The sequence below is a fragment of the Micromonospora sp. KC606 genome (assembly GCF_004348675.1).
Taxonomy (GTDB): Bacteria; Actinomycetota; Actinomycetes; order Mycobacteriales; family Micromonosporaceae; genus Micromonospora.
In genome coordinates this window covers 1-26,626 of sequence record NZ_SMKN01000060.1, presented here as the reverse complement: position 1 = coordinate 26,626, position 26,626 = coordinate 1, and the positions used below count along the sequence as shown (strand labels likewise).

Sequence of the window (26,626 nt, the reverse complement as noted above, 5' to 3'; positions counted from 1 at the left end):
CCCGTCCGGCGAGCCGTCCTCCTCCGGCCCCTCCGAGGCGTCCCCCGGCGGGCCGGCCGCGCCGCCGGCCGATCCCACCGCACCGCCGGCCGGGTCGTACCCCTGGACCCCGTCGAGTCCCCTGGCGGCACCGCAGCCCTGGGCCGCGCCAGACCCGTGGAGCACCCCGCAGCCCGCCGCGCCCAGCCCGGTCGACCCCGGCGGCTGGGCACCGTCGGCCGGCCCGGCGGGCGCCGCCCCGCAGCCGGGCAGCGGAACTGCCGGGCCGTACGGGCCCGGCACCGCCCCCTGGCCGTACGGGCCGCCCGGCACCGCCCCCGGGCCATACGGGCCGCCCGGCACCGCCCCCGGGCCATACGGGCCGCCCGGCACTGCCGGCACGGCACCAGTCGGCTGGCCGCCGCCCGGGTACCCGCCGCCCTACGCCCGCCCTGGGTATCCCCCGGCCTACGTCCACCCGGGATACCGGCCCGGCGGCGGCTCCCCGACGGACGGGCGGCGGGTGGTCGGCATCCTCGTCGCGGTGGTCGCCGTGCTCGTCCTCGGTTTCTGCGGTTGCCTGGGGGTGGGCAGCACCCTGCTCGGGCGGTACGCCCCGGAGCCGGTGGCCGAGGATCCGTACGACGGCTACGACGACGAGGTGTACCCGACCTGGGCGCCCCCCGCGCCCAGCCAGCCGGCGACGCCCGCCAGCACCCCGTCGGGCGGGCCCGGCAGGTACCCGGTGTCGTACGAGGTGGCCGGCACCGGCCGGGCCGACATCCAGTACTACGACGCCAACGGCGACTTCATCCGCCTGGAGGGCGTACGGCTGCCCTGGCGCGGGAAGATCCGCACCGACGACCCGAACCGGGTGGTGGTGACCGCCCGTGGCGACGAATCCGTGGCTGTCCGCTGCTCGGCCCAGGTCGGTGACCGCGCACCGGTGACCCAGACCGGCGAGCCGGGCTCGCGGGTGACCTGCCAGCCGAGCTGACCGGGCCGGCCGGCCCGTAGGCTGTCACCGTGACGCTCCCCGATGTCGACCCGCTCGTGGCCCGGATGCGTCCCTTCGGGACGACCATCTTCGCCGAGATGTCCGCACTCGCCGTCCGCACCGGCGCGGTCAACCTCGGGCAGGGCTTCCCGGACAGCGACGGCCCGCCGGAGATGCTGGCCGCAGCGGCCGACGCGCTGCGTACCGGGCAGAACCAGTACCCACCGGGCCCGGGGATCCCCGCGCTGCGCGCCGCTGCCGCGGCCCACCAGCGCCGGTTCTGGAACCTGGAGTACGACCCGGACGGCGAGATCGTGGTCACGGCCGGCGCCACCGAGGCGATCGCCGCCAGCATCCTGGCCCTCTGCGAGCCGGGGGACGAGGTGGTCTGCTTCGAGCCGTACTACGACTCGTACGCCGCCTCGATCGCCCTGGCCGGCGCGGTGCGGCGACCGGTCACGTTGCGGCCCGACGAAACCGGCCGGTACGCCTTCGACCCGGCGGAGCTGCGCGCCGCGTTCGGGGCCCGGACCCGGCTCGTCCTGCTCAACTCCCCGCACAACCCGACCGGCAAGGTCTTCACCCCCGACGAGCTGGCCCTGGTCGCCGAGCTCTGTCAGGAGCACGGCACGTTCGCGGTGACCGACGAGGTCTACGAACACCTCGTGTTCACCGATGCCGCCGCCGGGCACCTGCCGCTGGCCGGCCTGCCCGGGATGCGGGAGCGGACGCTGCGCATCTCCTCGGCCGGCAAGACGTTCTCCTGCACCGGCTGGAAGGTCGGCTGGGTGAGCGGCCCCGCCCCGCTCGTCTCGGCGGTGCTGCGGGTCAAGCAGTTCCTCACCTTCGTCAACGCCGCGCCGCTGCAACCGGCGATCGCCGTGGCGCTGGCCCTGCCGGACGCCTACTACACCGGCTTCCGCGAGAACATGCAGCAGCGGAGGGACCAGCTCGTGGCCGGCCTGACCGATGCCGGCTTCGACGTGCTCGTACCCGAGGGGACGTACTTCGTGACCGCCGACGTGACCGCGCTCGGCGGGCGGGACGGGGTGGAGTTCTGCCGGTCGCTGCCCGGCCGTTGCGGCGTGGTGGCCGTGCCCACCCAGGTCTTCTACGACGACCCGGAGGCCGGCCGGCGGCTGGTCCGGTTCGCCTTCTGCAAGCGGCCCGAGGTGCTCGCCGAGGCGGTCACCCGGCTACGCGGCCTGGCCACGACCCGCTGACCGGTGCCCGGCCTCGCACGGCTGGTCGTCAGGCGGTCGGGCTCGCCGCCCGGACCTGGTCGGCGATGCGCTCGGCCACGGACCGGGCGGTCGCCTCGGTGGCGGCCTCCACCATCACCCGTACCAGCGGCTCGGTGCCGGACGGGCGCAGCAGCACCCGGCCGGTCTCGCCCAGCTCGGCCTCGGCCCGCTCGACCTCGGTACGCACGGCGGGCGCGGCGGCGCCGACGATCCGGTCACCCACCGGCACGTTGATCAGCACCTGCGGCAGCTTGGTGACCACCGCGGCCAACTCGGCCAGCGACCTGCCGGTCTGCGCCATCCGCGACATCAGGTGCAGGCCGGTCAGCACGCCGTCGCCGGTGGTGGCGTGCGCCGGCATGACGATGTGGCCGCTCTGCTCGCCGCCGAGGGCAAGGCCGGAGGCGCGCAGTTCCTCCAGGACGTACCGGTCGCCGACCTTGGTCTCGACCAGGCGGATGCCCTGCGCGGACATCGCCAGGCGCAGGCCGAGGTTGCTCATCACGGTCGCGACCAGCGTGTCCTGGGTGAGCGCGCCGGTCTCCCGCATGGCGAGGGCGAGGATCGCCATCACCTGGTCGCCGTCGATCTCGGCACCGTCGGCGGTCACCGCCAGGCACCGGTCGGCGTCGCCGTCGTGCGCGAGGCCCAGGTGCGCGCCGTGCTCGACGACGGCCTCGCGCAGCGCGTCGATGTGGTTGGAGCCGCACCCGTCGTTGATGTTGAGCCCGTCCGGCTCGGCGTAGATGGCGATCACCTCCGCGCCGGCCTCCCGGTAGGCGACCGGGGCGACCTCGGCCGCCGCGCCGTTCGCGCAGTCGACCACCACCTTGATCCCGTCCAGCCGGTGCGACACGGTGCCGACCAGATGCTGCACGTAATGGTCCGCGCCGTCGAGCAGGTCGTGAACGCGACCGACACCCGCGCCGATCGGACGTTCCCAGGCGGTGGTGGCGTTCGCCTCGATCGCCGCCTCGATCCGCATCTCGATCTCGTCGGGCAGCTTGTGTCCACCGGCCGCGAAGAGCTTGATGCCGTTGTCCGGCATCGGGTTGTGCGACGCGGAGAGCATCACGCCCAGGTCGGCCTTGGCCTCGGCGGTGAGGAACGCCACCGCCGGGGTGGGCAGCACGCCGACCCGGACCACGTTTGCCCCGGCGCTGGTCAGCCCGGCCACCACGGCCGCCTCCAACATCTCGCCGCTGGCCCGGGTGTCCCGGCCGACCACGGCCAGCGGCGGATGGCTCCTGTCCGACTCGGCCAGCGTGTGCGCGGCCGCCACCGCCACCGCCAGAGCCAGCTCCGGGGTGAGATCCGCGTTCGCCCGCCCGCGTACGCCGTCCGTGCCGAACAACCGGCCCATAGCCGCCAACCTCCGATGAAACGGTCCCAAGGGAAACAACGAACGGCCGGGCCGCCTCCCGTCGGGGGGAAGCGGACCCGGCCGTCCGTCAGTAGTACAACGTGCCGCTGAAGGTCAGCGCTTCGAGTACTGAGGAGCCTTACGGGCCTTCTTGAGGCCGTACTTCTTGCTCTCCTTGACCCGGGCGTCACGGGTCAGGAAGCCGGCCTTCTTCAGGGCCGGGCGGTCGTCCGGCTCACTCACGATGAGCGCGCGGGCGATGGCGAGCCGCAGCGCACCAGCCTGGCCGGTGGTGCCGCCGCCCCGCAGGTTGGCGATGACGTCGAACGCCTCGGGCTTCTCGGCGGTGACCAGCGGGTCCTTGATGAGCTGCTGGTGCACCTTGCTCGGGAAGTAGGCCTCGAGGTCACGCCCGTTGCAGGTGATCTTGCCGCTGCCGGGGACGATGCGGACCCGGACGATGGCCTCCTTGCGCCGGCCCACGGTCTGGATCGGGCGGTCACCACGAGGCGCGCGGGCGACGGGCGCCGGCGCCTCGGTGGCCTCGGGGGCGACCTCGGTCTCGGTGATGTCGGTCATGCTGTTTCCTTCGCCCGCGCTCACTGCGCGATCTGCTTGATCTCGAACGGCACCGGCTGCTGCGCGCCGTGCGGGTGCTCGGCACCGGCGTAGACCTTCAGCTTCTTGATGAGCTGACGGCCGAGCTTGTTGTGCGGGAGCATCCCCTTCACGGCCAGCTCGATGGCCCGCTCGGGGCGCTTGGTCAGCAGCTCGTCGTAACCGACCTGCTTCAGACCGCCCGGGTAGCCGGAGTGGCGGTAGGCGATCTTCTGCTGGCGCTTGTTGCCGGTCAGCGCGACCTTGCCCGCGTTCACGACGACGACGAAGTCGCCCGTGTCGACGTGCGGCGCGAAAGTCGGCTTGTGCTTACCACGCAGCAGCGTGGCGGCGTGGGTCGCGAGGCGGCCCAGCACGACGTCAGAGGCGTCGATAACGTGCCACTGACGCTCGATCTCACCCGGCTTCGGGCTGTACGTACGCACAGGTCTACCTTGTCTCGTCGTCGGTCTGGGGTCGCGCGCCGAGGTGACCAGGGCTCCCCAGTCGAACCAGCGCGCACGAACGACCAAGCGTACCTGATGCGGCACGCCTCTGAATGTCGTACAACAGCAGGTAACGATACCCAACGCCCGGCCGGCCGGTCAAAACGGGGTCCGGCGCGCGCGCCGGACCCCGTTCGATGACTCGTGTCACACCCGGGCGCGGGCCATCCGCGCTCCCGGCCGCAGGTACGCCAACCAGGTCACCACGATCATCACCAGGAAGAGCCCGACGTAGAACCGCAGGGCCGGCTGGATGCCGCCGTAGGTCGACCTCGCCCAGGCGTAGCAGATCGGGACGAGGAACCCGCCGAAGGCACCGACCGACGAGATGATTCCCAGCGCGCCAGCCGCCTGGCGGCGCATCGCCAGCATGGTCTCCGGCGAACCGCCCAGGTCCTCCCCCTTCACCTGGAAGATCCGGGAGATCATCCGGTAGGTCGAGCCGTTGCCGATGCCGGTCGCCACGAACAGCAGCATGAACGCCAGGAAGAAGACCCCCAGCCGGCGCTCCTGCACCGACCACAGCGCCAGGTACGCCCCGCCGGCCATCAGCACGAAGCTGGCCACCGTGATCCGGGCCCCGCCGATCACGTCGGCGAGGCGCCCGCCGAACGGGCGGCAGGCCGAGCCGATCGCCGCACCGAGGAACGCCCAGGACAGCGCGATGTCGGGCCGGCCGAACACCCCGTTGAGCAGGGTCGGGAAGGCCGCCGAGTAACCGATGAACGAGCCGAAGGTGCCGATGTACAGGAACGACATGACCCAGGTGTCCCGGTGCCGCAGCGAGGACCACACCGGGCGCACGTCGGCCTTGGCCTCGGCCAGGTTGTCCATGAACAGGAACGCGCAGACCGCCGCGATCACCGCCAGCGGGATGTACATCAGGCCGGCCCGGGCCAGCGCGAGGCCACCGCCGAGCACGATCACCTGGGGCACCACGAACTGCACCACGGCGACGCCGATGTTGCCGCCGGCCGCGTTCAGGCCGAGCGCCCAGCCCTTCTCGCGCTCCGGGTAGAAGAACGAGATGTTGGCCATGCTGGAGGCGAAGTTGCCGCCGCCGAAGCCGGCCGTGGCGGCGATCATCAGCAGTGGCAGGAAACCGATCTCCGGGTGCTGGACCGCCCAGGTCAGGCCCGTACACGGGATGATCAGCAGCAGCGCGGATATCACCGTCCAGTTGCGCCCACCGAAGACCGGCACCGCGAAGGTGTACGGCAGCCGCAGCAGCGCGCCGACGCCGCTGGGCACGGCGGTCAGCCAGAGCGCCTGGCTGGTGGTCAACTGCCATCCGACATCGCCCAACCGGACGACCACGATGCTCCAGAGCAGCCAGACGGAGAAGCCGATGTGCTCGGCGAAGATCGAGAAGATGAGGTTGCGCCGGGCGATCCCGCGACCGACGGTCCGCCAGAAGTGGCCGTCCTCCGGAGCCCAGTGGCCGATCCACCGGCCCGGCCGGCGTTGCAGGTCGATCTCTTCCGCTGGTGTGGCGGGCGCGGTCGTCGTGGTCATCAGGCGCTCCTTCCGGCCGGGGCTATGTCGTGGCTCGCACGACCCACCGGCCCAGCCGGCGTCGAGCGACCCCGGCTGAAAGCTAGGCAGTCGCCATTACCGGAACGTTTCGTCGACCGAGTCGGGCAGGCAACGGTGACCGCACCGAACCGTCCGCCCGGCGGTGAGGAGAGCGCTCAGAGCTGCTGGAGGATGCGCAGCGCCCGGGCCACCCGCTGCATGGTCTCGGTGTCGGCGACGTCCACGCAGTCGCTGAACCACTTCTTCATCGGTGAGGAGAGCCGGTCCGGCATCACCACGTACCCACCCATCGGCACCGCGAGGGGGGAGTCGCGCAGTAGGGCCGTCTCCACCACCTCGGCCACGATCACGATGGGCACCTCGGTGGAGTTGTAGACGTCGGAGCTGATCACCAGCCCGAGCCGCTCGCGGGCGCCGGAGATCCGCCAGACCTCGCCCCTACGCAGCACGCGGGCGCCCGCCGAAGAGCGCGTCGTCGACCATGGCGACCTCCCGCGCGTCGGCGAGCGCGGCGGACTCCAGGTCGAGCCCGGCCCGGCCGACCGCGGCAGCGTGCGCGGTGAACACCTCGCGCAGCGCCTTCTCCCGGGCCGCCTGGTCCATCCAGGCGGAGAGCGACAGCCCCTCGCGCTTGGCGAACCGACGCGCCTCCTCGATCGTCTCGTCCGAGAACGACAGCGTCACCTTGGCAGTCATGCCGGTCAGACTACCCATTGGTATGACCACCAGTCATCCCTCGGAACGCGAATCGGCGAACCGGGCAAACCGCCACCCGCGCCCCACAAGGATGAGGCCGGTCGCGTTCTCCCACGCGGTGTGAGGCGGTCTTGACAGGGCCGAAACAAACGGGACCCGGTCCGGAAACCGCCCGCCGGCACGCTTCTCGAGCATGACAGACGGTGCACGCGCCGCGACCCGGCCGGGGATGCCGCCCCGTGAGGCGGAGACGCACTGCCCGTACTGCGCCCTCCAGTGCGGGATGGTCCTGCGCGACTCCGGTGACCGGGTGGAGGTGCTCCCCCGGCAGTTCCCCACGAACCGGGGCGGCCTCTGCCAGAAGGGCTGGACCGCCACCGAGCTGCTGGACCACCCCGACCGGCTGACCACCCCGCTGCTGCGCGATCCGGCCAGCGGCGAGTTGCGCCCGGCGACCTGGGAGGCGGCCCTCGACCGGGTCGCCGCCGGCATCGGCGCCGTCCGGTCCGCGCACGGCCGGGACGCGGTCGCGGTCTTCGGCGGCGGCGGGCTCACCAACGAGAAGGCGTACGCGCTCGGCAAGTTCGCCCGGGTGGCGCTGCGTACCCGCAACATCGACTACAACGGCCGGTGGTGCATGTCCTCCGCGGCGGCGGCCGGGATCCGCGCCTTCGGCATCGACCGGGGGCTGCCGTTCCCCCTGGCCGACCTGGCCCGGGCCGACACCCTGCTGATGGTCGGCGCGAACCCGGCGGAGACCATGCCGCCGCTGATGCGGCACGTCACCGACCAGCGGGAACGCGGCGGCCGGCTGATCGTGGTCGACCCCCGGGTCACCGCCACCGCCCGCCAGGCGGACCTGCACCTGCAACCGCTGCCCGGCACCGACCTGGCGGTGGCCAACGCGCTGCTGCACATCGCCGTCACCGAGGGCCTGGTCGACAAGGCGTACATCGACGCTCGGACCACCGGCTTCGAGGAGGTCCGCCGCACCGTCGCCGGGTACTGGCCGGCCGAGGTGGAACGCCTCTGCGGGGTGCCGGTGGCCGACCTGGAGGAGACCGTCCGGGCCCTGGCCAGCGGCAGCGCGATCATCCTCACCGCCCGGGGTGCCGAGCAGCACGCCAAGGGCGTCGACACGGTCAGCGCGTTCATCAACCTGGCGCTCGCCCTGGGCCTGCCCGGCCGCCCCGGCTCCGGTTACGGCTGCCTGACCGGCCAGGGCAACGGCCAGGGCGGCCGGGAGCACGGGCAGAAGGCCGACCAACTCCCCGGGTACCGGAAGATCGACGACCCGGCGGCCCGCGCACACGTGGCCGGGGTGTGGGGCGTCGACCCGGACGACCTGCCCGGGCCCGGGGTGCCGGCCTACCAGCTGCTGGACTCGCTGGGCACGCCCGGTGGGCCGCGCGCGCTGCTCGTCTTCGGCTCCAACCCGGTGGTCTCCGCACCCCGGGCCGGCCGGGTCACCGAACGGCTGCGCGGGCTCGACCTGCTGGTGGTGGCCGACTTCCTGCTCTCCGAGACGGCGGCGCTGGCCGACGTGGTGCTGCCGGTGGCCCAGTGGGCCGAGGAGGAGGGCACCATGACCAACCTGGAGGGACGGGTGCTGCGCCGGCGGGCCCTGCGCCCGCCGCCGCCCGGCGTCCGCACCGACCTGGACGTCCTCGCCGGCCTGGCCGCCCGCCTGACCGGCACCGACGCCGCGTTCCCCACCGACCCCCGCACGGTCTTCGCCGAGCTGCGGCGGGCCTCCGCCGGCGGGCCGGCCGACTACGCCGGGGTCACCTGGGAGCGGATCGAGCGCGACGAGGGAGCGTTCTGGCCCTGCCCCGACCCGGACGGGCCGGACACTCCCCGCCTCTTCGCCGACCGCTTCCCCACCCCCGACGGGCGCGCCCGGTTCCACCCGGTGAGCCACCGCCCGGCGGCCGAGGAGGTCTGCGCCGAGTACCCGCTGCACTTCACCACCGGGCGGGTGCTCGCCCAGTACCAGTCCGGCACGCAGACCCGGCGGGTGGCCGCGCTGCGCAAGGCCGCGCCCCGCGGCTTCGTCGAGCTGCACCCGGACCTGGCCGACCGGCTCGGCGTCGAGGAGGGCGACGAACTGGTCGTCACCTCCCGCCGGGGCGAGCTGCGCGCCCCGGCCCGACTCAGCCCGGCGATCCGGCCGGACACCGTTTTCGCGCCGTTCCACTGGGGCGGCGCAGCCCGGGCCAACTCCGTGACCAACGACGCGACGGACCCGGTCTCCGGGATGCCCGAGTTCAAGATCTGCGCCGTACGGGTGGAGAAGGCATGAACGAACGCATTGACCCGCGCCGCACCGCCGGACCGCACGACCGGTCCACCCGCAGCGGAGGACGGCCATGAACATCGTCGTCGTCGGGTACGGCATGGCCGGCTCCCGGCTCGCCGCGGAGCTGCACGCCCGGGGCGCCGACCACAAGGTCACCGTCCTCGGGGCGGAGCCACACCGCGCCTACAACCGGATCATGTTGTCCACCCTGCTCGCCGGGAAGATCGACGAGCCGGACGTGGAGCTGGCCGAGGTCGCCGGGCAGGGCGTGGACGTGCGTACCGGGGTCGGCGTCGGCGCCGTCGACCGGGCCGTCCGGGAGGTGCGCACCGACGACGGCGACCGGATCGCCTACGACCACCTGGTGCTCGCCACCGGCAGTCGGGCCGTGGTGCCGCCGCTGGCCGGCCTCGACCCGGCGGACCTGCCGCCACGGGTGGTGGCCTTCCGCACCCTGGACGACTGCCGGCGGATCCTCGCGGTCGCCCGGGACGCCCGCAGCGTCCTGGTGCTCGGCGGTGGGCTGCTCGGGCTGGAGGCGGCCCGCGGGCTCGCCGCCAGGGGCCTCGACGTCACCGTGGTGCACCCGATGGGGCACCTGATGGAGCGGCAGCTCGACCCGGCCGCCGGGGCGGTGCTCGCCGGCACCCTCGAGGAACTGGGCGTACGGACCGAACTGGCCGTCGCGGCGTCCGGGGTCGACGTGGACGCCGACGGGGTCCGGCTGCGGCTGACCGACGGCCGCACGCTCGCCGCCGAGCTGCTGGTGCTCTCCTGCGGCGTACGCCCCGACACCGGGCTGGCCGCGGCGGCCGGGCTGTCCGTGGAGCGGGGCGTGGTGGTCGACGACCGGCTGCGCACCAGCGACCCACACATATCCGCGATCGGCGACTGCGCCCAGCACGACGGCGCGGTGAGCGGGCTGGTCGCCCCCGCCTGGGCCCAGGCCCGGGTGGTGGCGCAGGTGCTGACCGGGGAGGACCCGACCGCCCGTTACCGGCCCCGACCGCCGGTGACCCGACTGAAGGCGGCCGGGATCGACCTGGCCGCCATGGGCGACCCGAGCACCGGCCCCGGCGAGGAGCTGACCTTCGCCGACCCGGCCCGCGGCACGTACGCCCGGCTTCGCATCCACCAGGAGCGGCTGACCGGCGCGATCCTGCTCGGCGACAACCCCTCCGTCGGCGCGGTGGTGCAGCTCTTCGACCGGGGTGGACCGGTCCCCCTCGACCGGCGGGCGTTGCTGCTGGGACGGGCGATGGGCACGACGGCGGCACCGGCCGGCTCCCCGGCCCTGATGCCCGACGCGACGACCGTCTGCCAGTGCAACGACGTGCCCAAGCGGGCGCTGGTGGCCTGCTGGCGGGCGGGTGCCCGGACGGTCGACGACGTGGTCGCCGCGACCCGGGCCGGCACCGGCTGTGGCGGCTGCCGGGACGCGGTCGCCGGCATCGTCGCCTGGCTCTCCGAGGCGGACTCCGTGGCGGTGCCCCGATGAGCAGACATGAGGCGAGAACAGACGCGATGACACCGCGAGGAGGTGACGCGATGACCGGCGGACGATTGGTCGTCGTCGGCAACGGCATGGTCGGGCAACGGTTCGTCGAGGCGCTACGCGCCCGGGACCACGACCGCCGCTGGCAGGTGACGGTGCTCGCCGAGGAAGACCGGCCGGCGTACGACCGGGTGCGGCTCTCGGCGTTCTTCGACGGGGTGAGCGTCGAGGAGTTGAACCTGCACACCCCCGACGACGGGGTGGACCTGCGCCTCGGCGAGCCGGCCACCGGGATCGACCGGGAGCGGCGGGTGGTCACCACGGCGGCCGGCGAGTACCCGTACGACGCGCTGGTGCTCGCCACCGGGTCGTATCCCTTCGTGCCGCCGGTCGCCGGCACGGACCTGCCGGGGGTCTTCGTCTACCGGACCCTGGACGACCTGGCGGCGATCCGCGACCACGCGGCCGGCCGGCGGGTCGGCGCGGTGATCGGCGGCGGCCTGCTCGGGCTGGAGGCGGCCAACGCGCTGCGCCTGCTGGGCCTGGAAACCCACGTCATCGAGTTCGCGCCCCGGCTGATGCCGGTGCAGGTCGACGAGGCCGGCGGGGCGATGCTCCGCCGCTGGGTCGCCGACCTCGGCGTCACCACCCACCTCGGGGTGGCCACCACCGCGCTGCGTCCCGGCCCGGACGGCACGGTCGCCGGGCTGGAACTCTCCGACGGCGCCACGGTCGACGCCGAACTGGTGGTGGTGGCCGCCGGCATCCGGCCCCAGGACAAGCTGGCCCGGGCCGCCGGGCTGCCGGTGGGGCCACGCGGCGGTGTGCTGGTCGACGCCGCCTGCCGCACCGACGACGAGCGAATCTGGGCGGTCGGCGAGTGCGCGGCCGTGGACGGCACCTGCCACGGCCTGGTCGCCCCCGGGTACGCGATGGCCGAGGTGGTGGCCGACCGGCTGCTCGGCGGCGCGGCGACCTTCCCCGGCGCGGACACCGCCACCAAGCTCAAGCTGCTCGGCGTGGACGTGGCCTCGTTCGGCGACGCCCACGGCACCACGCCGGGCTGCCTGGACGTGACCTTCACCGATCCGGTGACCCGGTCGTACGCGAAGCTGGTCCTCTCCGACGACGCACAGACGCTGCTCGGCGGGGTCCTGGTCGGGGACGCCAGCGCCTACCCGACGCTGCGGGCCAGCGTCGGCGGGCCGTTGCCCGCTCCCCCGCTGGCGTTGCTGGCGCCGGCCGGCGAGGCGGGCGCCGGCGCCGGCATGCTGCCAGGCACCGCGCAGGTCTGCTCCTGCAACGCGGTCACCCGGGACGACATCGACACGGCGATCACCGGCGGCGCGTGCGACGTGCCGACGCTGAAGGCGTGCACCCGGGCCGGCACCAGCTGCGGCTCCTGCGTGCCGATGCTCAAGCAGCTGCTCGACGCGGCCGGGGTGAAGCAGTCCACCGCGCTCTGCGAGCACTTCGACGCCAGCCGGCAGGAACTGTTCGACATCATCCGGGTCCGGGGCATCCGCACCTTCTCCCAGCTGGTCGCCGAGCACGGGCGGGGACGCGGCTGCGACATCTGCAAGCCGGTGGTGGCCTCGATCCTCGCCTCGCTGGGCTCCGGGCACGTGCTCGACGGTGAGCAGGCGTCGTTGCAGGACACCAACGACCACTTCCTGGCCAACCTGCAACGCGACGGCAGCTACTCGGTGGTGCCCCGGATCCCGGGCGGCGAGATCACCCCGGAGAAGCTGATCGTGATCGGCGAGGTGGCCCGCGACTTCCAGCTCTACACGAAGATCACCGGCGGGCAGCGGATCGACCTGTTCGGGGCCCGGGTGGAGCAGCTGCCGCAGATCTGGCGCCGGCTGGTCGACGCCGGCTTCGAGTCCGGCCACGCGTACGGCAAGGCGCTGCGGACGGTGAAGTCCTGCGTCGGCGAGACCTGGTGCCGGTACGGTGTGCAGGACTCGGTCGGGCTGGCCGTCGCGTTGGAGCTGCGTTACCGGGGCCTGCGTGCCCCGCACAAGCTCAAGTCGGCCGTCTCCGGCTGCGCCCGGGAGTGCGCCGAGGCCCGCAGCAAGGACTTCGGCATCATCGCCACGGAGACCGGCTGGAACCTCTACGTCGGCGGAAACGGGGGCTTCCGGCCCCGGCACGCCGACCTGTTCGCCACTGACCTGTCGACAGAAGCACTGATTCAACTGATCGACAGATTCTTGATGTACTACATCCGCACCGCCGACCGCCTGCAACGCACCGCGGCCTGGATCGAGGCGATGGAGGGCGGCCTCGACCACCTGCGGTCGGTGATCGTTGACGACTCGCTCGGGCTCTGCGCCGAACTCGACGCGGCGATGGCCCGGCACGTGACGTCCTACTCCGACGAATGGCGCGACGTCCTCGACGACCCGGTGCGGCTGCGCCGGTTCACCTCCTTCGTCAACGCCCCCGAGGTGCCCGACCCGTCGATCACCTTCGCGGTGGAGCGCGGCCAACCGGTGCCGGCACGTGGGGGGCCACCGACCGGTGGCGAGCAGCGCCGTCAGCCCGTCGCGCTGGGACTGCCGGAGGTGCGGCGATGACCCGGGCACTGACAAGGGACTGGACGGCCATCTGCCCGCTGGACCGGCTGGAGCCCGACCGGGGCGTGGCCGCCCTGGTCGACGGGGTGCAGGTGGCACTCTTCCGCACCGGCGACGAGCTGTACGCGGTCGACAACCTCGACCCGGTGGGCGGGGCGTACGTGATGTCCCGGGGCATCGTCGGCAGCCGGGGAGGCGTGCCGACCCTCGCCTCCCCGCTGCACAAGCAGGTCTACGACCTGCGGACCGGACAATGCCTGGACCTGCCCGGTGTGACCCTGCCGGTGCACCAGGTCCGCTGCCGGGACGGGCTGGTCGAGGTGTGGTTACGACAGGAGGAGTGATGCGGGATGAACTGGCCGGCTTCACCATCGGCGTGACCGCCGACCGGCGACGCGACGAACTGGCCGCGCTGCTGCAACGGCGCGGCGCCCGGGTGGTGCTCGCCCCTGCCCTGCGGATCGTGCCGCTGGCCGACGACAGCGACCTGCGCGAGGCGACCCGGGCCTGCCTGGAACGGCCGCCGGACATCCTGATGGCGAACACCGGCATCGGGATGCGCGGCTGGCTGGAGGCGGCCGAGGGCTGGGGGTTGGCCGAGCCGCTGCGTTCGGTGCTGTCCCGCTCCTACGTGGTGGCCCGGGGGCCCAAGGCCCGGGGCGCGATCCGGGCCGCCGGGCTGCACGACCAGTGGTCGCCGGACTCGGAGAGCTGCGAGGAGGTGGTGGGCCACCTCCTCCGACGCGGCGTGACCGGCCAGGTCGTCGCCATGCAACTGCACGGCGACCGGCAGCCGGAGTGCACCGAGGCGCTGGAGGCGGCCGGAGCCACGGTGATCGAGGTGCCGGTCTACCGGTGGGCGCCGCCCACCGACCCGGCCCCGCTGCACCGGTTGATCGACCTTGTCGCGGGCCGACTGGTCGACGCGGTGACCTTCACCTCCGCGCCGGCGGCCGAGGCGATGCTGCGGGCCGCCGGCGACCGTGCCGACACGGTCCTGGAGGCGTTGCGCGGTGACGTGCTGGCCAGCTGCGTGGGTGCGGTCACCGCGGAGCCGCTGGTGCGCCGGGGGGTGCCGGTGAGCGCGCCGGGTCGGGCCCGGCTGGGCGCGCTGGTCCGGCAGATCGTGGACGAGTTGCCGCGGCGCACGGTGACCGTGAAGGCGGCCGGGCACCTGCTGACCCTGCGCGGGCACGCCGCGGTGGTCGACGGTGAGCTGCGTCCGCTGGCCCCCGCCCCGATGGCGGTGCTGCGGGCGCTCGCCGCCTCGCCGGGGAAGGTCCTGTCCCGCACCGCCCTGCTGCGTACCCTGCCCCGGGGCGCGGACGAACACGCGGTGGAGATGGCCGTCGCCCGGTTGCGGGTGGGGCTGAACGCGCCCCAGGTGGTGCAGACCGTGGTCAAGCGCGGCTACCGCCTTCGGGTCGACTGACGGTCTCGGCCCGGCAGGGCTGACGGTCCCGGCCCGGCAGGGCTGACCCCAGATGCGAAACATGACGGTCTCGGAGGACTTCCGACACCGCCATGAACGCAAGAAGGGGGTTTTGGCGGCGCCGCCCTCCGGGGCGGCGCCGCCACACGGCTCAGCCGACCGGGGCGTACCCGCGGCCGTGCTCGGCTTCGAGGCGCTGCATGGCGTGCTCGACCACGGTCACCAGCACCCGCTTCACCGACTCCCGGTCCCGGGCGTCGCACAGCACCAGCGGCACGTCCGGCGGGACGGCCAACGCCTCGCGGATCTCCTCCAGCTCGTAGTGCGGCGCGCCGTCGAACCGGTTCAGCGCCACCACGTACGGCAGCCGGCGGTTCTCGAAGTAGTCCAGGGGCGCGAAGGCGTCGGTGATCCGACGGGTGTCCACCAGCACCGCCGCGCCCACCGCACCCCGGATGATCTCGTCCCACATGAACCAGAAGCGGGTCTGGCCGGGGGTGCCGAAGAGGTACAGGATCAGATCCTGTGCCATGGTGATCCGGCCGAAGTCCATGGCGACGGTGGTGGTCTCCTTGCCGGGCACCTTCGACGGATCGTCGATGCCCACCCCGGCCGCCGTCATCAGCGCCTCGGTGGTCAGCGGTGTGATCTCGGAGATCGCCCCCACCAGGGTCGTCTTGCCCACGCCGAAACCACCCGCGACCACGATCTTCGCGGAGATGATCTCCCGGCTGCGGCGCGCCCCGGCGGGGTCATAGTTCGCGAAGTCCACTTAGCACCCTTCCCAGCAGGTTCATTCGCTCCTCGTAGCCCGTGGCGGGAGCGGCAGTGTGTAGCGTCAGCAGGCTCTCGGCCACCATGTCGGCGACCAGCACCCGGGTGACGCCCAGCGGCATCCGGGTGTACGCGGCGATCTCCGCCAGCGACTGCGCCCGACCCTCGCAGACCGTGGCGATGCGGTACTTGTCGTAGCCGGCGAACCGTGCCTCGGCGGCCTGGGTGGGAGTGGCCGACATGACCGCCTCCAGGGCGATGTCCCGGCTCGGCTCGGTACGCCCCCGGGTGACCGCGTACGGTCGCACCAACGCACCGCGCGGGTCCCGCCGTGGTTCCATCCGTGATCACCTCCTCCCGCCCGGCGCCGCACCGGTGCCGGATCCCCCGTTCCTCGCCGGACGCGGACGCGCCCGGCGTCGTACCGTGCCGGTCAGGAACGCACCGCGTCGCGCGGCAGCGGCACCAGCGCGGCGCCCACCCGCTCCACCAGCAGGGCCATCTCGTAGCCGACCTGGCCGACGTCACAGCTGCGAGCCGCGAGCACGGCCATCGACGAGCCGTCGCTGATCGACATCAGGAACAGGTAGCCGCTGTCCATCTCGATGACGGTCTGGAGCACACCGCCCGCGCTGAACATCCGGGCGGCGCCCTCGGTCAGGCTCACCACGCCGGAGGTGATCGCCGCCAGCTGGTCCGCCCGGTCCGGCGGCAGGTCCCGGGAGGAGGCGAGCAGCAGCCCGTCCGCGGACACCGCCACCACGTGGGCGATGCCCGCCACGCTGTCGGCGAAGTTGGTGAGCAGCCAACCCATGTCCTGCATGGCCGCTGGCCTGTTCATCGGCGCGTCTCCTTGGTCGAGGTGCTGTTCTGGTCCGTACCGGCGGATCGGCCACGCTGCACGCCGCGGTGGTAGGCGGAGAGCAGACCGCGTACTTCGTCGGGGGTGCGCCGGCTGCGGTCCCGGCCCCCCTTCGGCTCGATGCCGCCCGGGACGAGCTGGGCCTGGGGCACCCGCTTCGGCAGGCCCGACCGGGTGGTGCCGGCGTTGGCCGGCTCGGCGGCGCGGTTCGCCCGCGACCAGCCCTCGTCGGCCGCGGTCCGCCAGGCGTCCGACTCCGGGCCGGGCGGCGGGGCAGGTGGCGCAGTCGGTGCCGCCGGCGGTGGATACGACGAGGGCGGCGTGACCGACGGGGTTCCGGCGACGTTCGGCGCGCTCGGCACCCGGGTCGGCAGCGGCGGTCGGGACGGGTTCACCGCGCTGTCGTCCCGCCTGACGACCGGCGGCTCCTCGTCGAAGTTGGGCCGGGTGAAGATCGCGGTGGCGTCGTCCCCGTGGGAACGGAACCAGACCGCCTCCATCTCCTGGAAGATCGGCGAGTCCGCCGGACGCTCCGGGCGGGCGACCACCGGCGCGGCCGGCACGGTGCCCGGGTACGGCACCGCGGGGGCGACCGGCGTCGGGGCGGCGGCGAGCGGCGTCGCGGGAGCGACCGGCGTCGGGGCCGCGGCGAGCGGCGCCGGCGGGGTGAACGGGGCGGGTGGCTCGGTGGCGGACGTACCGGCAACCGGCCCGAGCGGAAGCGCCGGCGCGGGCTCGGCGACCGGCGCCCGCCTCGGCAGCGGGCTGATGACCGGGTTGGCCACCGTGGGGGTGCCGACGGAGAAGCCGTACGACGGCTCGGCCGGCGGCGCCGAGGCTGGCGCGGCGAAAGCGGGCGCCGCCGAGGCCGGCACGGCGGAGGTGGGCGCGGCCGCCGCCGGGGTGCCGAACCCGACCGCAGGGGCGGTGTCGCGCGCGTCGACCGGTGGTCGCCACGGGGCGGGGGCCGGCGGTGTGATCCGCCACTGGTCGGTGAGGGTGGCCGCGCCGGCACGCCCGGCGGTCGCCGGCTCGCCCGGTCCCGCCGAGGGCTGCTCGACCGCCCTCGGCTGCCGCTGCCGGGGCAGCGCGGTGTCCCGGCCACGGTGCGACGGGAGCACCACGGTGGAGTTCGGCAGGGTGATCTGGGCGACGGTGCCGCCCTCGACGTTGCGGCGCAGCTCCACCCGGATGCCGAACCGGGAGGCGAGCCGGCTCACCACGGCCAGACCCATCAACCGGAACGCGGCGACGTCCACGCTCGGCGGCGCGGCCAGCCGGCGGTTGAGCGAGTCGAGCTGCTCGTCGGTGAGGCCCAGGCCCCGGTCCTCGATCTGGATCAGCACGTAGTCACGGATCCGGCGGCCGTCGGCGACCACGGTGGTGGTCGGCGGCGAGAAGCGGGTCGCGTTGTCGAGCAGCTCGGCGACGAGGCGAACCACGTCGTTGACCGCGTGGGCGGCCACCGAGACATCGGTGTCGACGGTGCCGAACTCGATCCGGTTGTAGAGCTCGACCTCGGACTGGGCGGCCCTCAGCACGTCCACCAGCAGCGCGTCGTCGCGGCGCGGCACGGCCGAGTCGGCGCCGGCGAGGACGAGCAGGTTCTCGTCGTTGCGGCGCATCCGGGTGGCCAGGTGGTCGAGCTCGAAGATCTGGGCGAGACGCTTCGGGTCCTCCTCGCTGCGCTCGATGGCATCCAGCTCGCCGATCATACGGTCGACGAGGGTCTGCGACCGGCGGGCCAGGTTGAGGAACATCGCCGAGACGCTGGTCCGCAGAGCCGCCTGCTCGGCGGCGACCCGGACGGCCTCCCGGTGGACGACGTTGAAGGCCAGGGCCACCTGTCCCACCTCGTCCCTGTTCTCCAGCCGGATCGGGTCGCGGACCTGGCGGACGATCTCCTCCACGCCGCCGTCGCCGACGCTTCCCATGTTCTGCAGCCGCTTCACCGCGTCCGGCAGGTCGTGGTTGGCCACCGAGAGGGCGCCCTCACGCAGCCGGCGCAGCGAGTGGTTGAGCGAGCGGGCCAGCACCACCGCGAGCGTGACGGCGATGGCCAGGGTGAGCAGCACCAGCACCGACTCGACCACGGCCTGCCGGATCACGTCGCTGCGGGCCTCCTCGGCCCGGTCGAGCAGGCTGTCCTGGAGTCGGATCTCCGCCCACCGCATGAGGTCGTTGACCGCGCCGATCGAGGCGGCCGCGTCGGCCGCGGTGACCAGCGGCTGCTGCCCGACCGAGCGGGTGATGTCGGCGGCCACCCGGTCGGCGAGGCCGACCGCGTCCCCGGAGACCGTTCCCTCGACCAGGGCACGCTGGTCGGGCTCGGCTGCCAGCGAGAAGGCGACCAGGGCCTCCTGCTGGCCGGTCAGGGTGGTGACGAAGGCGGAGAACTGCTCCTCGTCGACCCGGCCGCCGCTGAGCGCGGTGTACGCGACGGCCTCCTCCTCGGCGACCGCCGCCTTCGCTCGACTGAACGCGGCCACCGCCCGGCGGGCGTCGGCGAGGCTCTCCTGCCCGGGAAGCTGGGCCAGTGCGTCACCGTACGAGACCAGGTCGGTGAGGATGATGCCGTACCGCAGGGTGGCCGCGGCGACCGGCATCTGCCGGCGGTCGAGCACCTCCTGGCGGGCGCCGTTGAGGGTTTCCAGGTGCTCGTCGATGACCGTCAGCCGGTCCTGCACGGCGGCCGGGACCTCACCGGCCCGGTCGCGCTCGGCGCGGTACTCGGTGATCCGCCCGTCGGTGGCGCGTACCCGCAGGTTGTAGTCGTCGACCCGCTGCTGCGGGTTGGCCAGGTAGACGGCCGCCGCCATCCGCTCCCTGTGCAGGTCCTGGGTGAGCGCGGAGACGTCGGCCGAGAGCGCGGTCAGCGACCTGATCCGGGTGGCGTCGACCGCGCCCTCACCGGTGGAGACGAGTCGGATTGTTGCCAGAGCGACGACGGCAGCCACCGGGACCACGAGAATGAGTGCGAGTTTGGACCGGATCCGGACATCCCGCAGGCGGGGCAGCCGGCGACCCCGGTCACGGTCGGCGGTATTGCCGATTTCGGGCAGGGTCGTCGGTCCGGTGCTCACGACATCGCCTCCGTCGTTTCTTCCGCGCCTGCCCCGCCGACCGCGCCTGGTGCGGCGAAGAGCGCCACGCGCGGCACGGCCGCGATTTCATCAGAGAAGATCGCGTTTGGGAAGCCGCAGTGGGGCGGGAACCGGCCGGCCGGCGACCTGGTCACCTTTAGACCTCATTCCCGCGCACACCCTGAACAGGCATTGTCACTCCAGAGTGGTTGACCGCCTCTCCGGAGTGAGCGTCCGTAAATATCTGATCACGCCAACATGTGGGAAAGCCGTCCCGAAACCTCTCCCCCGGACCTCCGCGCTTGACCGCGACGCCCCGGCATTGGCAAGGTTTTGCAGGCTTCGCGCACACCGTACGGCAGGCATTCCCGTTTCTCCACTGAGGACGGGCACTAGCGGCGGTGACGGGGCACCGCCCGCGCCGCATCTGGAGGACTGAGTTGAGCCCCATCCGCTCCGCGACCATCGTGGCGCTCGCATCGGCCGTACTGGCCGCCACGCTCACCGGCTGCTCGTTCGGCGCGGAGCAGGAGGACAGCACACCGATCGTCGTCGCCGCCGACCTGGAACTCTCCGGTGCCTCCGCGCCGATCGGCAAGGCGTACCAACGGGCGCTGGAACTGAAGGTCGAGCAGCTCAACTCCTCGGGTGCGATGGGCGCGCGGAAGATCGAGCTGCGGGTGAAGGACAACCGCTCCGACGCCAGCGAGTCGCTGCGCAACATCGGCGACTTCAGCGACGATTCCCAGGTCAGCGCGATCATCATGGGCGGCTGCAACGAGTGCGCCGTCGGCGCGGTCCGGACCATCAACGAGAAGAAGGTCCCCACCATCGCGCTCGCCGCGTCCGGCGCGGTCAGCAACCCGGTCGCCGAACGACGGTACGTCTTCAAGTTGGCCCCCAACGCGGCGGACAGCGCGGCGGTGCTCACCACCGAACTGCGCCGCCAGGGGGTCCGAAGGGCCGCCGTGCTGCACAGCGACGACGACTACGGCCGGGAGGGCCTGTCGGCGCTGCGTGGTGAGTTCAACAAGGTCGGCATCCGGCTGTCCCGCAACGAGTCGGTCCGCGCCACCGACACCGACGTGTCGCAGCAGGTCAGCAGACTGACCGCCGGCAACCCGCAGGCACTGGTCATCTGGACCCCGCCGGAGCAGGCCTCGCTCGCCGCCACCAGCGTTCGGGAGACGGAGTTCACCGGGTCGCTCTTCCTCGACGCGGCGTCGGCCGGCGACCTCTTCCTCGGCGGCGCCGCCCGCTCCACCGAGAAGGCAACTCTGATCTTCACCCAGACGATGGTGATCGACGACGTCATCGCCACCAATCCCGCCAAGGCCGCCCGTAGGCAGTGGTTCCAGGCCTACACCGCCCGGTTCGGCGGCTACAACGGGTTCTCCTCCTTCGCCGCCGACGCCGTCCAGTTGATCGTCGACGCCGTCCGGCGGGCCGGCGGCGACGCGGTCGACCGGGACAGCCTGCGCGACGTGCTCGAGACCTCCCAGATGGACGGCCTCTCGGGGCCGATCCGGATGACTCCGGACAACCACTCCGGGCTGATGCCGCAGGCGTTGACGACTCTGGTCGCGCGCGGCGGGCGCTGGCGGCTGGCGGGCTGACCCGGCCCGCGTGGCCTGCCCCGTCAGCGGGCGCTGGTGGTGGCGCGCACCCAGGGCAGGGCCAGGCGCTCGACCAGGGAGAGGGCCGCGTAGAGCAGAATGCTCATGAGGGCGATCAGCACGATCGCCGCCCAGGCCGTGGCGGTGTCCCCGATGCCGTTGTACTGGAGGATCTGGTAGCCCAGGCCCGGCTTGTCGGAGTAGAACTCCCCGATCACCGCGCCGATCGCGGCCAGCGGCATCGCCACCTTGAGGCCGACGAAGATCTGCGGGAGGGCGGCCGGAAAGCGGACCTTGCGAAACGCCTGCCACCAGGAGGCGTTCAACGACCGGGCCAGCTCGGCCAGGTCCGCCGGAGTGGTGGTCAGGCCGGTCGCCGTGGAGAGCACGATCGGAAAGAAGCAGAGCAGGAAGACCATGGTCAGGATCGGCTTCTCACCCCAGCCGACCGAGACCACCAGCAGCGGGCCCAGGGCGATCTTCGGTACCGCGTTGACCGCCACGAGCAGCGGTGCGAACATCCGCTCTACCTGCCGGGAGGCGGCCAGGGCCATCCCGATCAGCACCCCGGCGACCGTCGAGAGCAGGAAGCCGAGCAGCGTCATCGACGTGGTCACGCCCAACGCCGGCAGCAGCACGTCGGCCGTGCCAGCCAGCGCGATCCAGACGTCCTGCGGCGGGGGCAGCGACGCTGGGTGGACCAGCTCCAGCCCTGCGGTGACCAGCCACCAGACGGCCAGCGCGATCAGCAGGCCGAGCAGCGGCAGGCCGACGGTGGCCGGGCGTGCGCCGGGCCACCAGGCCGACGCCCGGGGCGGCGTGGTCGGGGTCGCGATCGCGCCCGGCCCGGTCACCGCCGCCGGCTCCGTACCGGTCGGTCCGGAGGGGGTACGCATCGATGTCACGGTCTCTCATTCCTCTCCTGCCGGCCGCGGCCGGCACGCGACGGGGGTACGGCCACCGGGCGTCCCGGTGACCGCACCCCCGTGGCTCGGTCGGTCAGGCCTTCGGCGTGAGGCCGAAGTCGATGATCTGGTCGGGCGTGATGTTCGACTTGAGCGCGCCCGCGCCCTGCAGCAGCGCGATGCTCTTGGCGACCCGCTCGCTGTCCAGGGTGCCGAGGACGGTGCCGGAGTTGCTGGAGCGGACGTAGGCGGCCATCAACTGGAGCTCGGCGGCAGCGGCGGCCGGGACGGTCGCGGCGACGTTCTTCTTCAGTAGGTCGGCGGCTTCCTGCGGGTTGGCGAGGGCGTACTCCAGGCCCTTGAGCAGCGCCGTGGTGAAGCGCTTGACCAGCTCCGGCTTCTCCTTGGCGAGCTTGCTGGAGGTGATCAGCGCGTTGCCGTAGAGGTCGGTCATCACGTCGCTGTACGGCAGCACGACCGGCTTCTTCTTGGTGACCGTCTCGACGGTGGGCTGACCCACCACGAACTGGCCGATGCCGTCGACGGTGCCGGAGGCCAACATGCCCATCAGGGTCTGCGCCTCACCGTTGACGAAGGTGACCTTGCTGGCGTCCACGCCGGCCAGGCGGGCGTACGTCGGAAAGAGCAGGCGAACCACGGAGGTGGGGGTGTCGGCGAGCTTCTTGCCTTCGAGGTCCTTCGGGGTGGCGATGTTCTTGCCCTCGACGCTGACCACGGCGGCCATGGTGCGCTGCTGGATCGCCGCCACCGCGACGAAGTCCTTCGCGGCGCCGTTGCCGAGCTGGAGCAGGCCACCGGTCAGGTCGATCGGGCCGAAGTCGGCCTGGCCGCCCACGATGGTCTGGATGACCGAGCCGGTGCCCTGGCCCGGCTTGATCTCCACATCGAAGCCGGCCTCCTTGAAGAAGCCCTTCTCCTTGGCTACCCAGGCGTACGAGTCGCGGCCGAAGTTGCCGAACGAGGTGAGGTAGGTCACCTTCTCCAGCGCCTTGCCGTCGCCACCGCTGGCGTCGGACTTGTCGTCGCCGCCGCTGCATCCGGAGACCAGGGCGAGAGTGGCGGCCAGGGCGGCCGCCGCGACCGTACGGGTCAGCCTTGTCATCTGTGCACCATGTCCTTTCCGACCGGGCTTCTCGTCACCCGGAGGGGGTCGTTGTTCGGGCAGCGCGGCGCGAGGAAGATGCGGCGCTCCACCGTCGTGAGGGGACTTATCGCGCCGACAGCGTACGAGAATCCCACCGTGGCGACGCCAGTCGGTGTGGATTGCGGAACGGAAACAACTCGCGATCTCCCACCCCGGACGGTGCGCGAGGAGGACAGCCCGGATAGTGTTTGCCCGATTCCTGATCCACCACTCAGGGGAGGCCCGGCGGAGATGATCCGACTCGCCGACGTGTCGCGTACGTTCGACGGCCGCTCCGGGCAGGTGGAGGCGCTGCGCGGCATCGCCCTCGACGTCACCGAGGGCGAGTTCGTCGCGGTTCTCGGCCGTTCCGGCTGCGGTAAGTCGACCCTGCTACGGATGGTCGCCGGCCTGCTGCCGACGACCGGCGGTGAGATCACCGTCGGCGGCGCCCCGATCACCGGGCCGCGCCGCGACATCGCCATGCTCTTCCAGCGACCCGCTCTGCTCCCCTGGCGCACCGTGCTCGACAACGTGCTGCTGCCGGCGGAGATCTTCGGCTGGAGCCGGACGAAACACCGCGACCGGGCCCGCCAACTGCTCGACATGGCCGGGCTCGGCGGCTTCGAGAAGCGGCTGCCGCACGAACTGTCCGGCGGCATGCAGCAGCGGGTGTCGCTGTGCCGGTCACTGATCGGCGAGCCCCGGGTGATGCTGATGGACGAACCCTTCTCCGCCCTGGACGCGCTCACCCGCGAGGAACTCTCCGGAGAGCTGCAACGGGTGCACATGGAGACCGGAGCAACCGTCGTCTTCGTCACCCACTCCATCGACGAGGCGGTGCTGCTGGCTGACCGGGTCGTCGTGCTCAGCCCGCGCCCGGGCCGGATCCGCAAGGTCGTCGAGGTGACGATTCCCCGACCGCGCACCCTCGGCCGCAACGCCCACCTGGCCGACGTGGCGCGGGTCAGTGCCGAGCTGCACGAGCTGCTGATGGAACGTGAGGCGACTGCGCCGGCCGGGGTGGACGGACGATGAACATGCGGGTGACCGTCTTCACCGAGCCGCACCGCGGCGCCAGCTACGACGACCAGTTGCGCTTCGCGCGCCTCGTCGAGGCCGGCGGGTTCGACGGCTTCTTCCGCGCCGACCACTACCAGGCGATGGGGGACAAACCCGGGCTGCCCGGCCCCACCGACGCCTGGCTCACCCTGGCCGCACTGGCCCGGGAGACCTCCCGGATCCGGCTCGGCACCCTGGTCAGCTCGGCCACCTTCCGGCTGCCCGGGCCGCTGGCCGTGATGGTGGCCCAGGTGGACCAGATGAGCGGCGGCCGGGTCGAGCTGGGCATCGGCGCCGGCTGGTACCAACGCGAGCACACCTCGTACGGCATCCCCTTCCCGCCGACGGCCGAACGCTTCGACCGACTCGCCGAGCAGCTGGAGATCCTCACCGGACTGTGGCGCACCCCGGTCGGCGCCACCTACAGCCACATCGGGCAGCACTACCGGCTGGCGGACGCGCCGGCCCTGCCCAAACCCGTGCAGCGGCCCGGACCGCCGGTGATCGTCGGTGGGCGCGGACCCAAACGCACTCCCGAGCTGGCCGCCCGGTACGCCGACGAGTTCAACATGCCGTTCACGTCGGTCGAAGAGACCGCCGCCGCCTACGAACGGGTACGTGAGGCCAGCGACCGGACGGGGCGTACCGGGTCGGAACGCGCGCCGCTGGTGCTCTCCGCCGGAGTGGTGGTGGCGATCGGGCGCACCGACGCCGAGGCGCGGCGAAGGGCCGCCCCGCTGCACGTCGCGAGCGCCCTGCCGCCGGAGGACCCGGTGGTCGGCTCCCCCGCGCAGCTCGTCGACCGGCTCGGCGAGTTCGCCGCGGTCGGGGCCACCCGGGTGCACCTGCGCCTGATCGAACTAGACGACCTGGACCACCTGGAGCTCATCGCCGCCGAGGTGCTCCCCCAACTGGACGGAACCCGATGACCGACACCACCAACGATCTCGAACTCGGCCCGGTCGGGCAGGAGATCGTCTTCGAGAACGACAAGGTCCGGGTGTGGCACATCCGGCTGGAACCGGGCGAGCGCCAGCCGCTGCACCGGCACGACCACCCTTACCTGGTGGTGGCGGTCCAGGGCGCGAAGAACGTGGTGCAGACCGTCGACGGCACCCGGATCGACGCCGACGAACCCACCGGTGGGGTGGTCTACCGGGAGCCCGGTGCCGTCCACATGCTCACCAACGTCGGCGACACGACATACCTGGCACGGTTGGTCGAGCTGAAATAACCCCAGGTCGGCGCCCCGCCGCGCCACAGTGGCGATCGGGCGCACCGGGCCGTAACGTGCCCGGCATGGCCTTTCGGACGTGGGGCACACCATTGCTCACCGCAGTCGGGGTGAGCGTGCTGGCCGGGGCCGGCCAGCTCGGCATCGCGTACGGTTTCGGCATCATCCAGCTCACCGGCGCCGTCACCGACAGCACGGTCAACCGGTGGCCCGCCCAGCTCGCCTGGGTGGGCTGGCTCGCGGCGATCGCCGCCGTGGTCGGCGCGGTCGTCGCCGGGCGGCTCGCCCGCCGGGACGGGATGCCCGAGACCACCGGCCTCCAACTCGCCGTCGCCAGCGCCGCCGCGCTCGGCGCCACCGTGGTCGCACCGCTGTGCCTGCAACCCGCACGGGCCGCTGCGCTCACCGTCGCCCCGGTGGGGGCCGTGGGGATCTGCGCGACGGTCGGGGCGCTGGTGGGCGCGGGAGCGGCCTGCGCCGTCCTGCTGAAGCCGCCGCTGGGCTGGAACATCGCCATGCTGGCGGGCGCGATCTGGTTGATCGCGTTGCTCTCCGTCGCGCCAGGGCTGCTGTCAGCCGGGCCACTGCGCGCGGTACGCCTCGCCGTGCTGGAGCCGCCCTGGCTGGACGGCGACGCGGCGCAACGGCTGGCGATGGTGCTGCTGCCCGCGGTGGCGCTGCTCGCCGGCGCGGCGACCGGTGCCCTGGCCCGCTGGCAGGGGCACGCCCCGCTGACCGGTGGGGCGGCCGGGGCGGCCGGTCCGGCGCTGCTCGCGTTCGCCTACCTGACGGCCGGCCCGGGCGACTCCGCCGACCGCTACCAGCTTGCCCCGTACTACGGGGCGATGATCGCCGTGGCGGTCGGCGCGCTCGGATCTGCCGCCACCACGCTGGTGCGCTGGCCACTCGTTCCGACGCGGGCCGGCAACGACGCGATCACGCCCACCGACATACTCCGCCCGCTCCCCGGCGCGCCCACCCCGGCCACCGGGCCGCTTCTGTCCATGGCCGGGGGACAACCCAACTCGGGGACGCCCGGCATGGACGCGCACCCCTGGATCGGCTCGTCCGGCGTCACCGACCTGTCGTCGGCCCGGCCGACGACGGCCGCGCCGGGGACGTCACCGCGGCCCGCCGGTTCCACCCCGGCCCACTGGGACTGGCCGGTGACCCCCGGCAGCCTCGCTCCCGCGCCCGACCCGACCCCCACGCCGGTCGAC

Annotated in this window: 23 protein-coding genes and 2 pseudogenes; 12 read left to right on the top strand and 13 right to left on the bottom strand. The window is 73.0% G+C overall.

Translation table 11 applies throughout. The features are described from left to right. Nucleotides 1–381 (bottom strand): annotated as a pseudogene (locus E1193_RS31880) (hypothetical protein); the annotation flags it as partial. Between the two features lie 121 nt (nucleotides 382–502). Between E1193_RS31880 and E1193_RS31875 the strand changes: the two are divergent. Both E1193_RS31875 and E1193_RS14600 read left to right on the top strand, forming a co-directional pair. Continuing rightward, nucleotides 503–976: an MmpS family transport accessory protein gene (locus E1193_RS31875; RefSeq protein ID WP_165945734.1), complete on the top strand. Its 474-nt coding sequence runs from the start codon at nucleotides 503–505 to the stop codon at nucleotides 974–976. A 29-nt stretch (nucleotides 977–1,005) separates the two neighbouring features. Continuing rightward, complete coding sequence (locus tag E1193_RS14600) at nucleotides 1,006–2,199, top strand: pyridoxal phosphate-dependent aminotransferase (RefSeq protein ID WP_132183740.1); 1,194 nt, start codon at nucleotides 1,006–1,008, stop codon at nucleotides 2,197–2,199. A gap of 28 nt (nucleotides 2,200–2,227) precedes the next feature. Here the strand turns inward: E1193_RS14600 and glmM are convergent, their stop codons facing one another. The 6 genes from glmM to E1193_RS14570 all read right to left on the bottom strand — a co-directional run bounded on the left by glmM (nucleotide 2,228) and on the right by E1193_RS14570 (nucleotide 6,918). Beyond that, nucleotides 2,228–3,583, bottom strand: a complete 1,356-nt coding sequence (glmM, locus tag E1193_RS14595) for a phosphoglucosamine mutase (protein ID WP_132183739.1) — start codon at nucleotides 3,581–3,583, stop codon at nucleotides 2,228–2,230. A gap of 114 nt (nucleotides 3,584–3,697) precedes the next feature. After that, complete coding sequence (gene rpsI, locus E1193_RS14590; protein ID WP_088647409.1) at nucleotides 3,698–4,162, bottom strand: 30S ribosomal protein S9; 465 nt, start codon at nucleotides 4,160–4,162, stop codon at nucleotides 3,698–3,700. 20 nt (nucleotides 4,163–4,182) lie between these two features. Next, nucleotides 4,183–4,626, bottom strand: coding sequence for a 50S ribosomal protein L13 (rplM, locus tag E1193_RS14585; protein ID WP_132183743.1), 444 nt, complete (start codon nucleotides 4,624–4,626; stop codon nucleotides 4,183–4,185). 207 nt (nucleotides 4,627–4,833) lie between these two features. Next, on the bottom strand, nucleotides 4,834–6,201 hold the full coding sequence (locus tag E1193_RS14580) for a nitrate/nitrite transporter (RefSeq protein ID WP_132183738.1): 1,368 nt from the start codon (nucleotides 6,199–6,201) through the stop codon (nucleotides 4,834–4,836). Nucleotides 6,202–6,377: 176 nt separating this feature from the next. Next, the gene (locus tag E1193_RS14575; protein ID WP_132183737.1) at nucleotides 6,378–6,671 is read right to left on the bottom strand and encodes a type II toxin-antitoxin system PemK/MazF family toxin; all 294 of its coding nucleotides are present in this window, start codon (nucleotides 6,669–6,671) and stop codon (nucleotides 6,378–6,380) included. After that, nucleotides 6,661–6,918: a DUF6364 family protein gene (locus tag E1193_RS14570; protein ID WP_207922702.1), complete on the bottom strand. Its 258-nt coding sequence runs from the start codon at nucleotides 6,916–6,918 to the stop codon at nucleotides 6,661–6,663. The genes E1193_RS14575 and E1193_RS14570 overlap by 11 nt, the downstream gene beginning before the upstream one ends. Nucleotides 6,919–7,111: 193 nt before the next feature. On the opposite strand from E1193_RS14570, the gene E1193_RS14565 reads away from it, so the two are divergent. The 5 genes from E1193_RS14565 to E1193_RS14545 all read left to right on the top strand — a co-directional run bounded on the left by E1193_RS14565 (nucleotide 7,112) and on the right by E1193_RS14545 (nucleotide 14,726). After that, a complete protein-coding gene (locus tag E1193_RS14565; protein ID WP_132183735.1) occupies nucleotides 7,112–9,220 on the top strand; it encodes a molybdopterin oxidoreductase family protein in 2,109 nt (702 codons plus the stop codon). Between the two features lie 67 nt (nucleotides 9,221–9,287). Continuing rightward, nucleotides 9,288–10,715 (top strand): FAD-dependent oxidoreductase, encoded by a 1,428-nt coding sequence (locus E1193_RS14560; RefSeq protein WP_132183734.1) that lies wholly within the window; start codon nucleotides 9,288–9,290, stop codon nucleotides 10,713–10,715. 50 nt (nucleotides 10,716–10,765) lie between these two features. Then, complete coding sequence (gene nirB, locus E1193_RS14555) at nucleotides 10,766–13,294, top strand: nitrite reductase large subunit NirB (RefSeq protein WP_132183733.1); 2,529 nt, start codon at nucleotides 10,766–10,768, stop codon at nucleotides 13,292–13,294. Continuing rightward, nucleotides 13,291–13,638: a nitrite reductase small subunit NirD gene (nirD, locus tag E1193_RS14550; RefSeq protein WP_132183732.1), complete on the top strand. Its 348-nt coding sequence runs from the start codon at nucleotides 13,291–13,293 to the stop codon at nucleotides 13,636–13,638. Before nirB ends, nirD begins: the two co-directional genes overlap by 4 nt. Then, the gene (locus E1193_RS14545; protein WP_132183731.1) at nucleotides 13,638–14,726 is read left to right on the top strand and encodes a uroporphyrinogen-III synthase; all 1,089 of its coding nucleotides are present in this window, start codon (nucleotides 13,638–13,640) and stop codon (nucleotides 14,724–14,726) included. The genes nirD and E1193_RS14545 overlap by 1 nt, the downstream gene beginning before the upstream one ends. A 151-nt stretch (nucleotides 14,727–14,877) precedes the next feature. On the opposite strand, the gene E1193_RS14540 is transcribed toward E1193_RS14545, so the two are convergent. The 4 genes from E1193_RS14540 to E1193_RS14525 form a co-directional block, all read right to left on the bottom strand. Then, nucleotides 14,878–15,498 (bottom strand): ATP/GTP-binding protein, encoded by a 621-nt coding sequence (locus tag E1193_RS14540; protein ID WP_132183730.1) that lies wholly within the window; start codon nucleotides 15,496–15,498, stop codon nucleotides 14,878–14,880. Then, nucleotides 15,479–15,841 carry a DUF742 domain-containing protein gene (locus E1193_RS14535; protein WP_132183729.1) on the bottom strand — a complete coding sequence of 121 codons (363 nt, stop codon included), beginning with the start codon at nucleotides 15,839–15,841 and terminating at the stop codon, nucleotides 15,479–15,481. The genes E1193_RS14540 and E1193_RS14535 overlap by 20 nt, the downstream gene beginning before the upstream one ends. Before the next feature lie 92 nt (nucleotides 15,842–15,933). Beyond that, the gene (locus E1193_RS14530; protein WP_088976088.1) at nucleotides 15,934–16,341 is read right to left on the bottom strand and encodes a roadblock/LC7 domain-containing protein; all 408 of its coding nucleotides are present in this window, start codon (nucleotides 16,339–16,341) and stop codon (nucleotides 15,934–15,936) included. After that, nucleotides 16,338–19,445 carry a sensor histidine kinase gene (locus tag E1193_RS14525; RefSeq protein WP_132183728.1) on the bottom strand — a complete coding sequence of 1,036 codons (3,108 nt, stop codon included), beginning with the start codon at nucleotides 19,443–19,445 and terminating at the stop codon, nucleotides 16,338–16,340. The genes E1193_RS14530 and E1193_RS14525 overlap by 4 nt, the downstream gene beginning before the upstream one ends. A gap of 440 nt (nucleotides 19,446–19,885) precedes the next feature. On the opposite strand from E1193_RS14525, the gene E1193_RS14520 reads away from it, so the two are divergent. Next, nucleotides 19,886–21,061: an ABC transporter substrate-binding protein gene (locus E1193_RS14520; RefSeq protein WP_132183727.1), complete on the top strand. Its 1,176-nt coding sequence runs from the start codon at nucleotides 19,886–19,888 to the stop codon at nucleotides 21,059–21,061. A 23-nt stretch (nucleotides 21,062–21,084) separates the two neighbouring features. Here E1193_RS14520 and E1193_RS14515 read toward each other — a convergent pair whose 3' ends face one another. Continuing rightward, nucleotides 21,085–21,957 (bottom strand): ABC transporter permease, encoded by an 873-nt coding sequence (locus E1193_RS14515; protein ID WP_132183726.1) that lies wholly within the window; start codon nucleotides 21,955–21,957, stop codon nucleotides 21,085–21,087. A gap of 103 nt (nucleotides 21,958–22,060) precedes the next feature. Continuing rightward, nucleotides 22,061–23,089, bottom strand: coding sequence for an ABC transporter substrate-binding protein (locus tag E1193_RS14510; RefSeq protein ID WP_132183725.1), 1,029 nt, complete (start codon nucleotides 23,087–23,089; stop codon nucleotides 22,061–22,063). Nucleotides 23,090–23,362: 273 nt separating this feature from the next. Between E1193_RS14510 and E1193_RS14505 the strand changes: the two genes are divergently transcribed. The 4 genes and pseudogenes from E1193_RS14505 to E1193_RS14490 form a co-directional block, all read left to right on the top strand. Further along, nucleotides 23,363–24,148, top strand: a complete 786-nt coding sequence (locus E1193_RS14505) for an ABC transporter ATP-binding protein (protein WP_132183724.1) — start codon at nucleotides 23,363–23,365, stop codon at nucleotides 24,146–24,148. 2 nt (nucleotides 24,149–24,150) lie between these two features. Continuing rightward, complete coding sequence (locus tag E1193_RS14500) at nucleotides 24,151–25,101, top strand: LLM class F420-dependent oxidoreductase (RefSeq protein WP_132183742.1); 951 nt, start codon at nucleotides 24,151–24,153, stop codon at nucleotides 25,099–25,101. Beyond that, complete coding sequence (locus tag E1193_RS14495; RefSeq protein ID WP_132183723.1) at nucleotides 25,098–25,406, top strand: cupin; 309 nt, start codon at nucleotides 25,098–25,100, stop codon at nucleotides 25,404–25,406. Before E1193_RS14500 ends, E1193_RS14495 begins: the two co-directional genes overlap by 4 nt. A 65-nt stretch (nucleotides 25,407–25,471) precedes the next feature. Then, nucleotides 25,472–26,626: pseudogene (locus E1193_RS14490) on the top strand (hypothetical protein); the annotation flags it as partial.

Excerpts from the sequence above, each read along its gene's own strand:
- E1193_RS14505 (WP_132183724.1), top strand. The coding sequence starts at position 23,363 with ATGATCCGACTCGCCGACGTGTCGCGTACGTTCGACGGCCGCTCCGGG.
- nirD (WP_132183732.1), top strand. The coding sequence starts at position 13,291 with ATGACCCGGGCACTGACAAGGGACTGGACGGCCATCTGCCCGCTGGAC.
- rpsI (WP_088647409.1), bottom strand. The coding sequence starts at position 4,162 with ATGACCGACATCACCGAGACCGAGGTCGCCCCCGAGGCCACCGAGGCG.
- E1193_RS14535 (WP_132183729.1), bottom strand. The coding sequence starts at position 15,841 with ATGGAACCACGGCGGGACCCGCGCGGTGCGTTGGTGCGACCGTACGCG.
- nirB (WP_132183733.1), top strand. The coding sequence starts at position 10,766 with ATGACCGGCGGACGATTGGTCGTCGTCGGCAACGGCATGGTCGGGCAA.
- E1193_RS14495 (WP_132183723.1), top strand. The coding sequence starts at position 25,098 with ATGACCGACACCACCAACGATCTCGAACTCGGCCCGGTCGGGCAGGAG.
- E1193_RS14500 (WP_132183742.1), top strand. The coding sequence starts at position 24,151 with ATGCGGGTGACCGTCTTCACCGAGCCGCACCGCGGCGCCAGCTACGAC.
- E1193_RS14530 (WP_088976088.1), bottom strand. The coding sequence starts at position 16,341 with ATGAACAGGCCAGCGGCCATGCAGGACATGGGTTGGCTGCTCACCAAC.
- E1193_RS14515 (WP_132183726.1), bottom strand. The coding sequence starts at position 21,957 with ATGCGTACCCCCTCCGGACCGACCGGTACGGAGCCGGCGGCGGTGACC.
- E1193_RS14510 (WP_132183725.1), bottom strand. The coding sequence starts at position 23,089 with ATGACAAGGCTGACCCGTACGGTCGCGGCGGCCGCCCTGGCCGCCACT.
- E1193_RS14565 (WP_132183735.1), top strand. The coding sequence starts at position 7,112 with ATGACAGACGGTGCACGCGCCGCGACCCGGCCGGGGATGCCGCCCCGT.
- E1193_RS14560 (WP_132183734.1), top strand. The coding sequence starts at position 9,288 with ATGAACATCGTCGTCGTCGGGTACGGCATGGCCGGCTCCCGGCTCGCC.
- E1193_RS14545 (WP_132183731.1), top strand. The coding sequence starts at position 13,638 with ATGCGGGATGAACTGGCCGGCTTCACCATCGGCGTGACCGCCGACCGG.
- glmM (WP_132183739.1), bottom strand. The coding sequence starts at position 3,583 with ATGGGCCGGTTGTTCGGCACGGACGGCGTACGCGGGCGGGCGAACGCG.
- E1193_RS14580 (WP_132183738.1), bottom strand. The coding sequence starts at position 6,201 with ATGACCACGACGACCGCGCCCGCCACACCAGCGGAAGAGATCGACCTG.
- E1193_RS14570 (WP_207922702.1), bottom strand. The coding sequence starts at position 6,918 with ATGACTGCCAAGGTGACGCTGTCGTTCTCGGACGAGACGATCGAGGAG.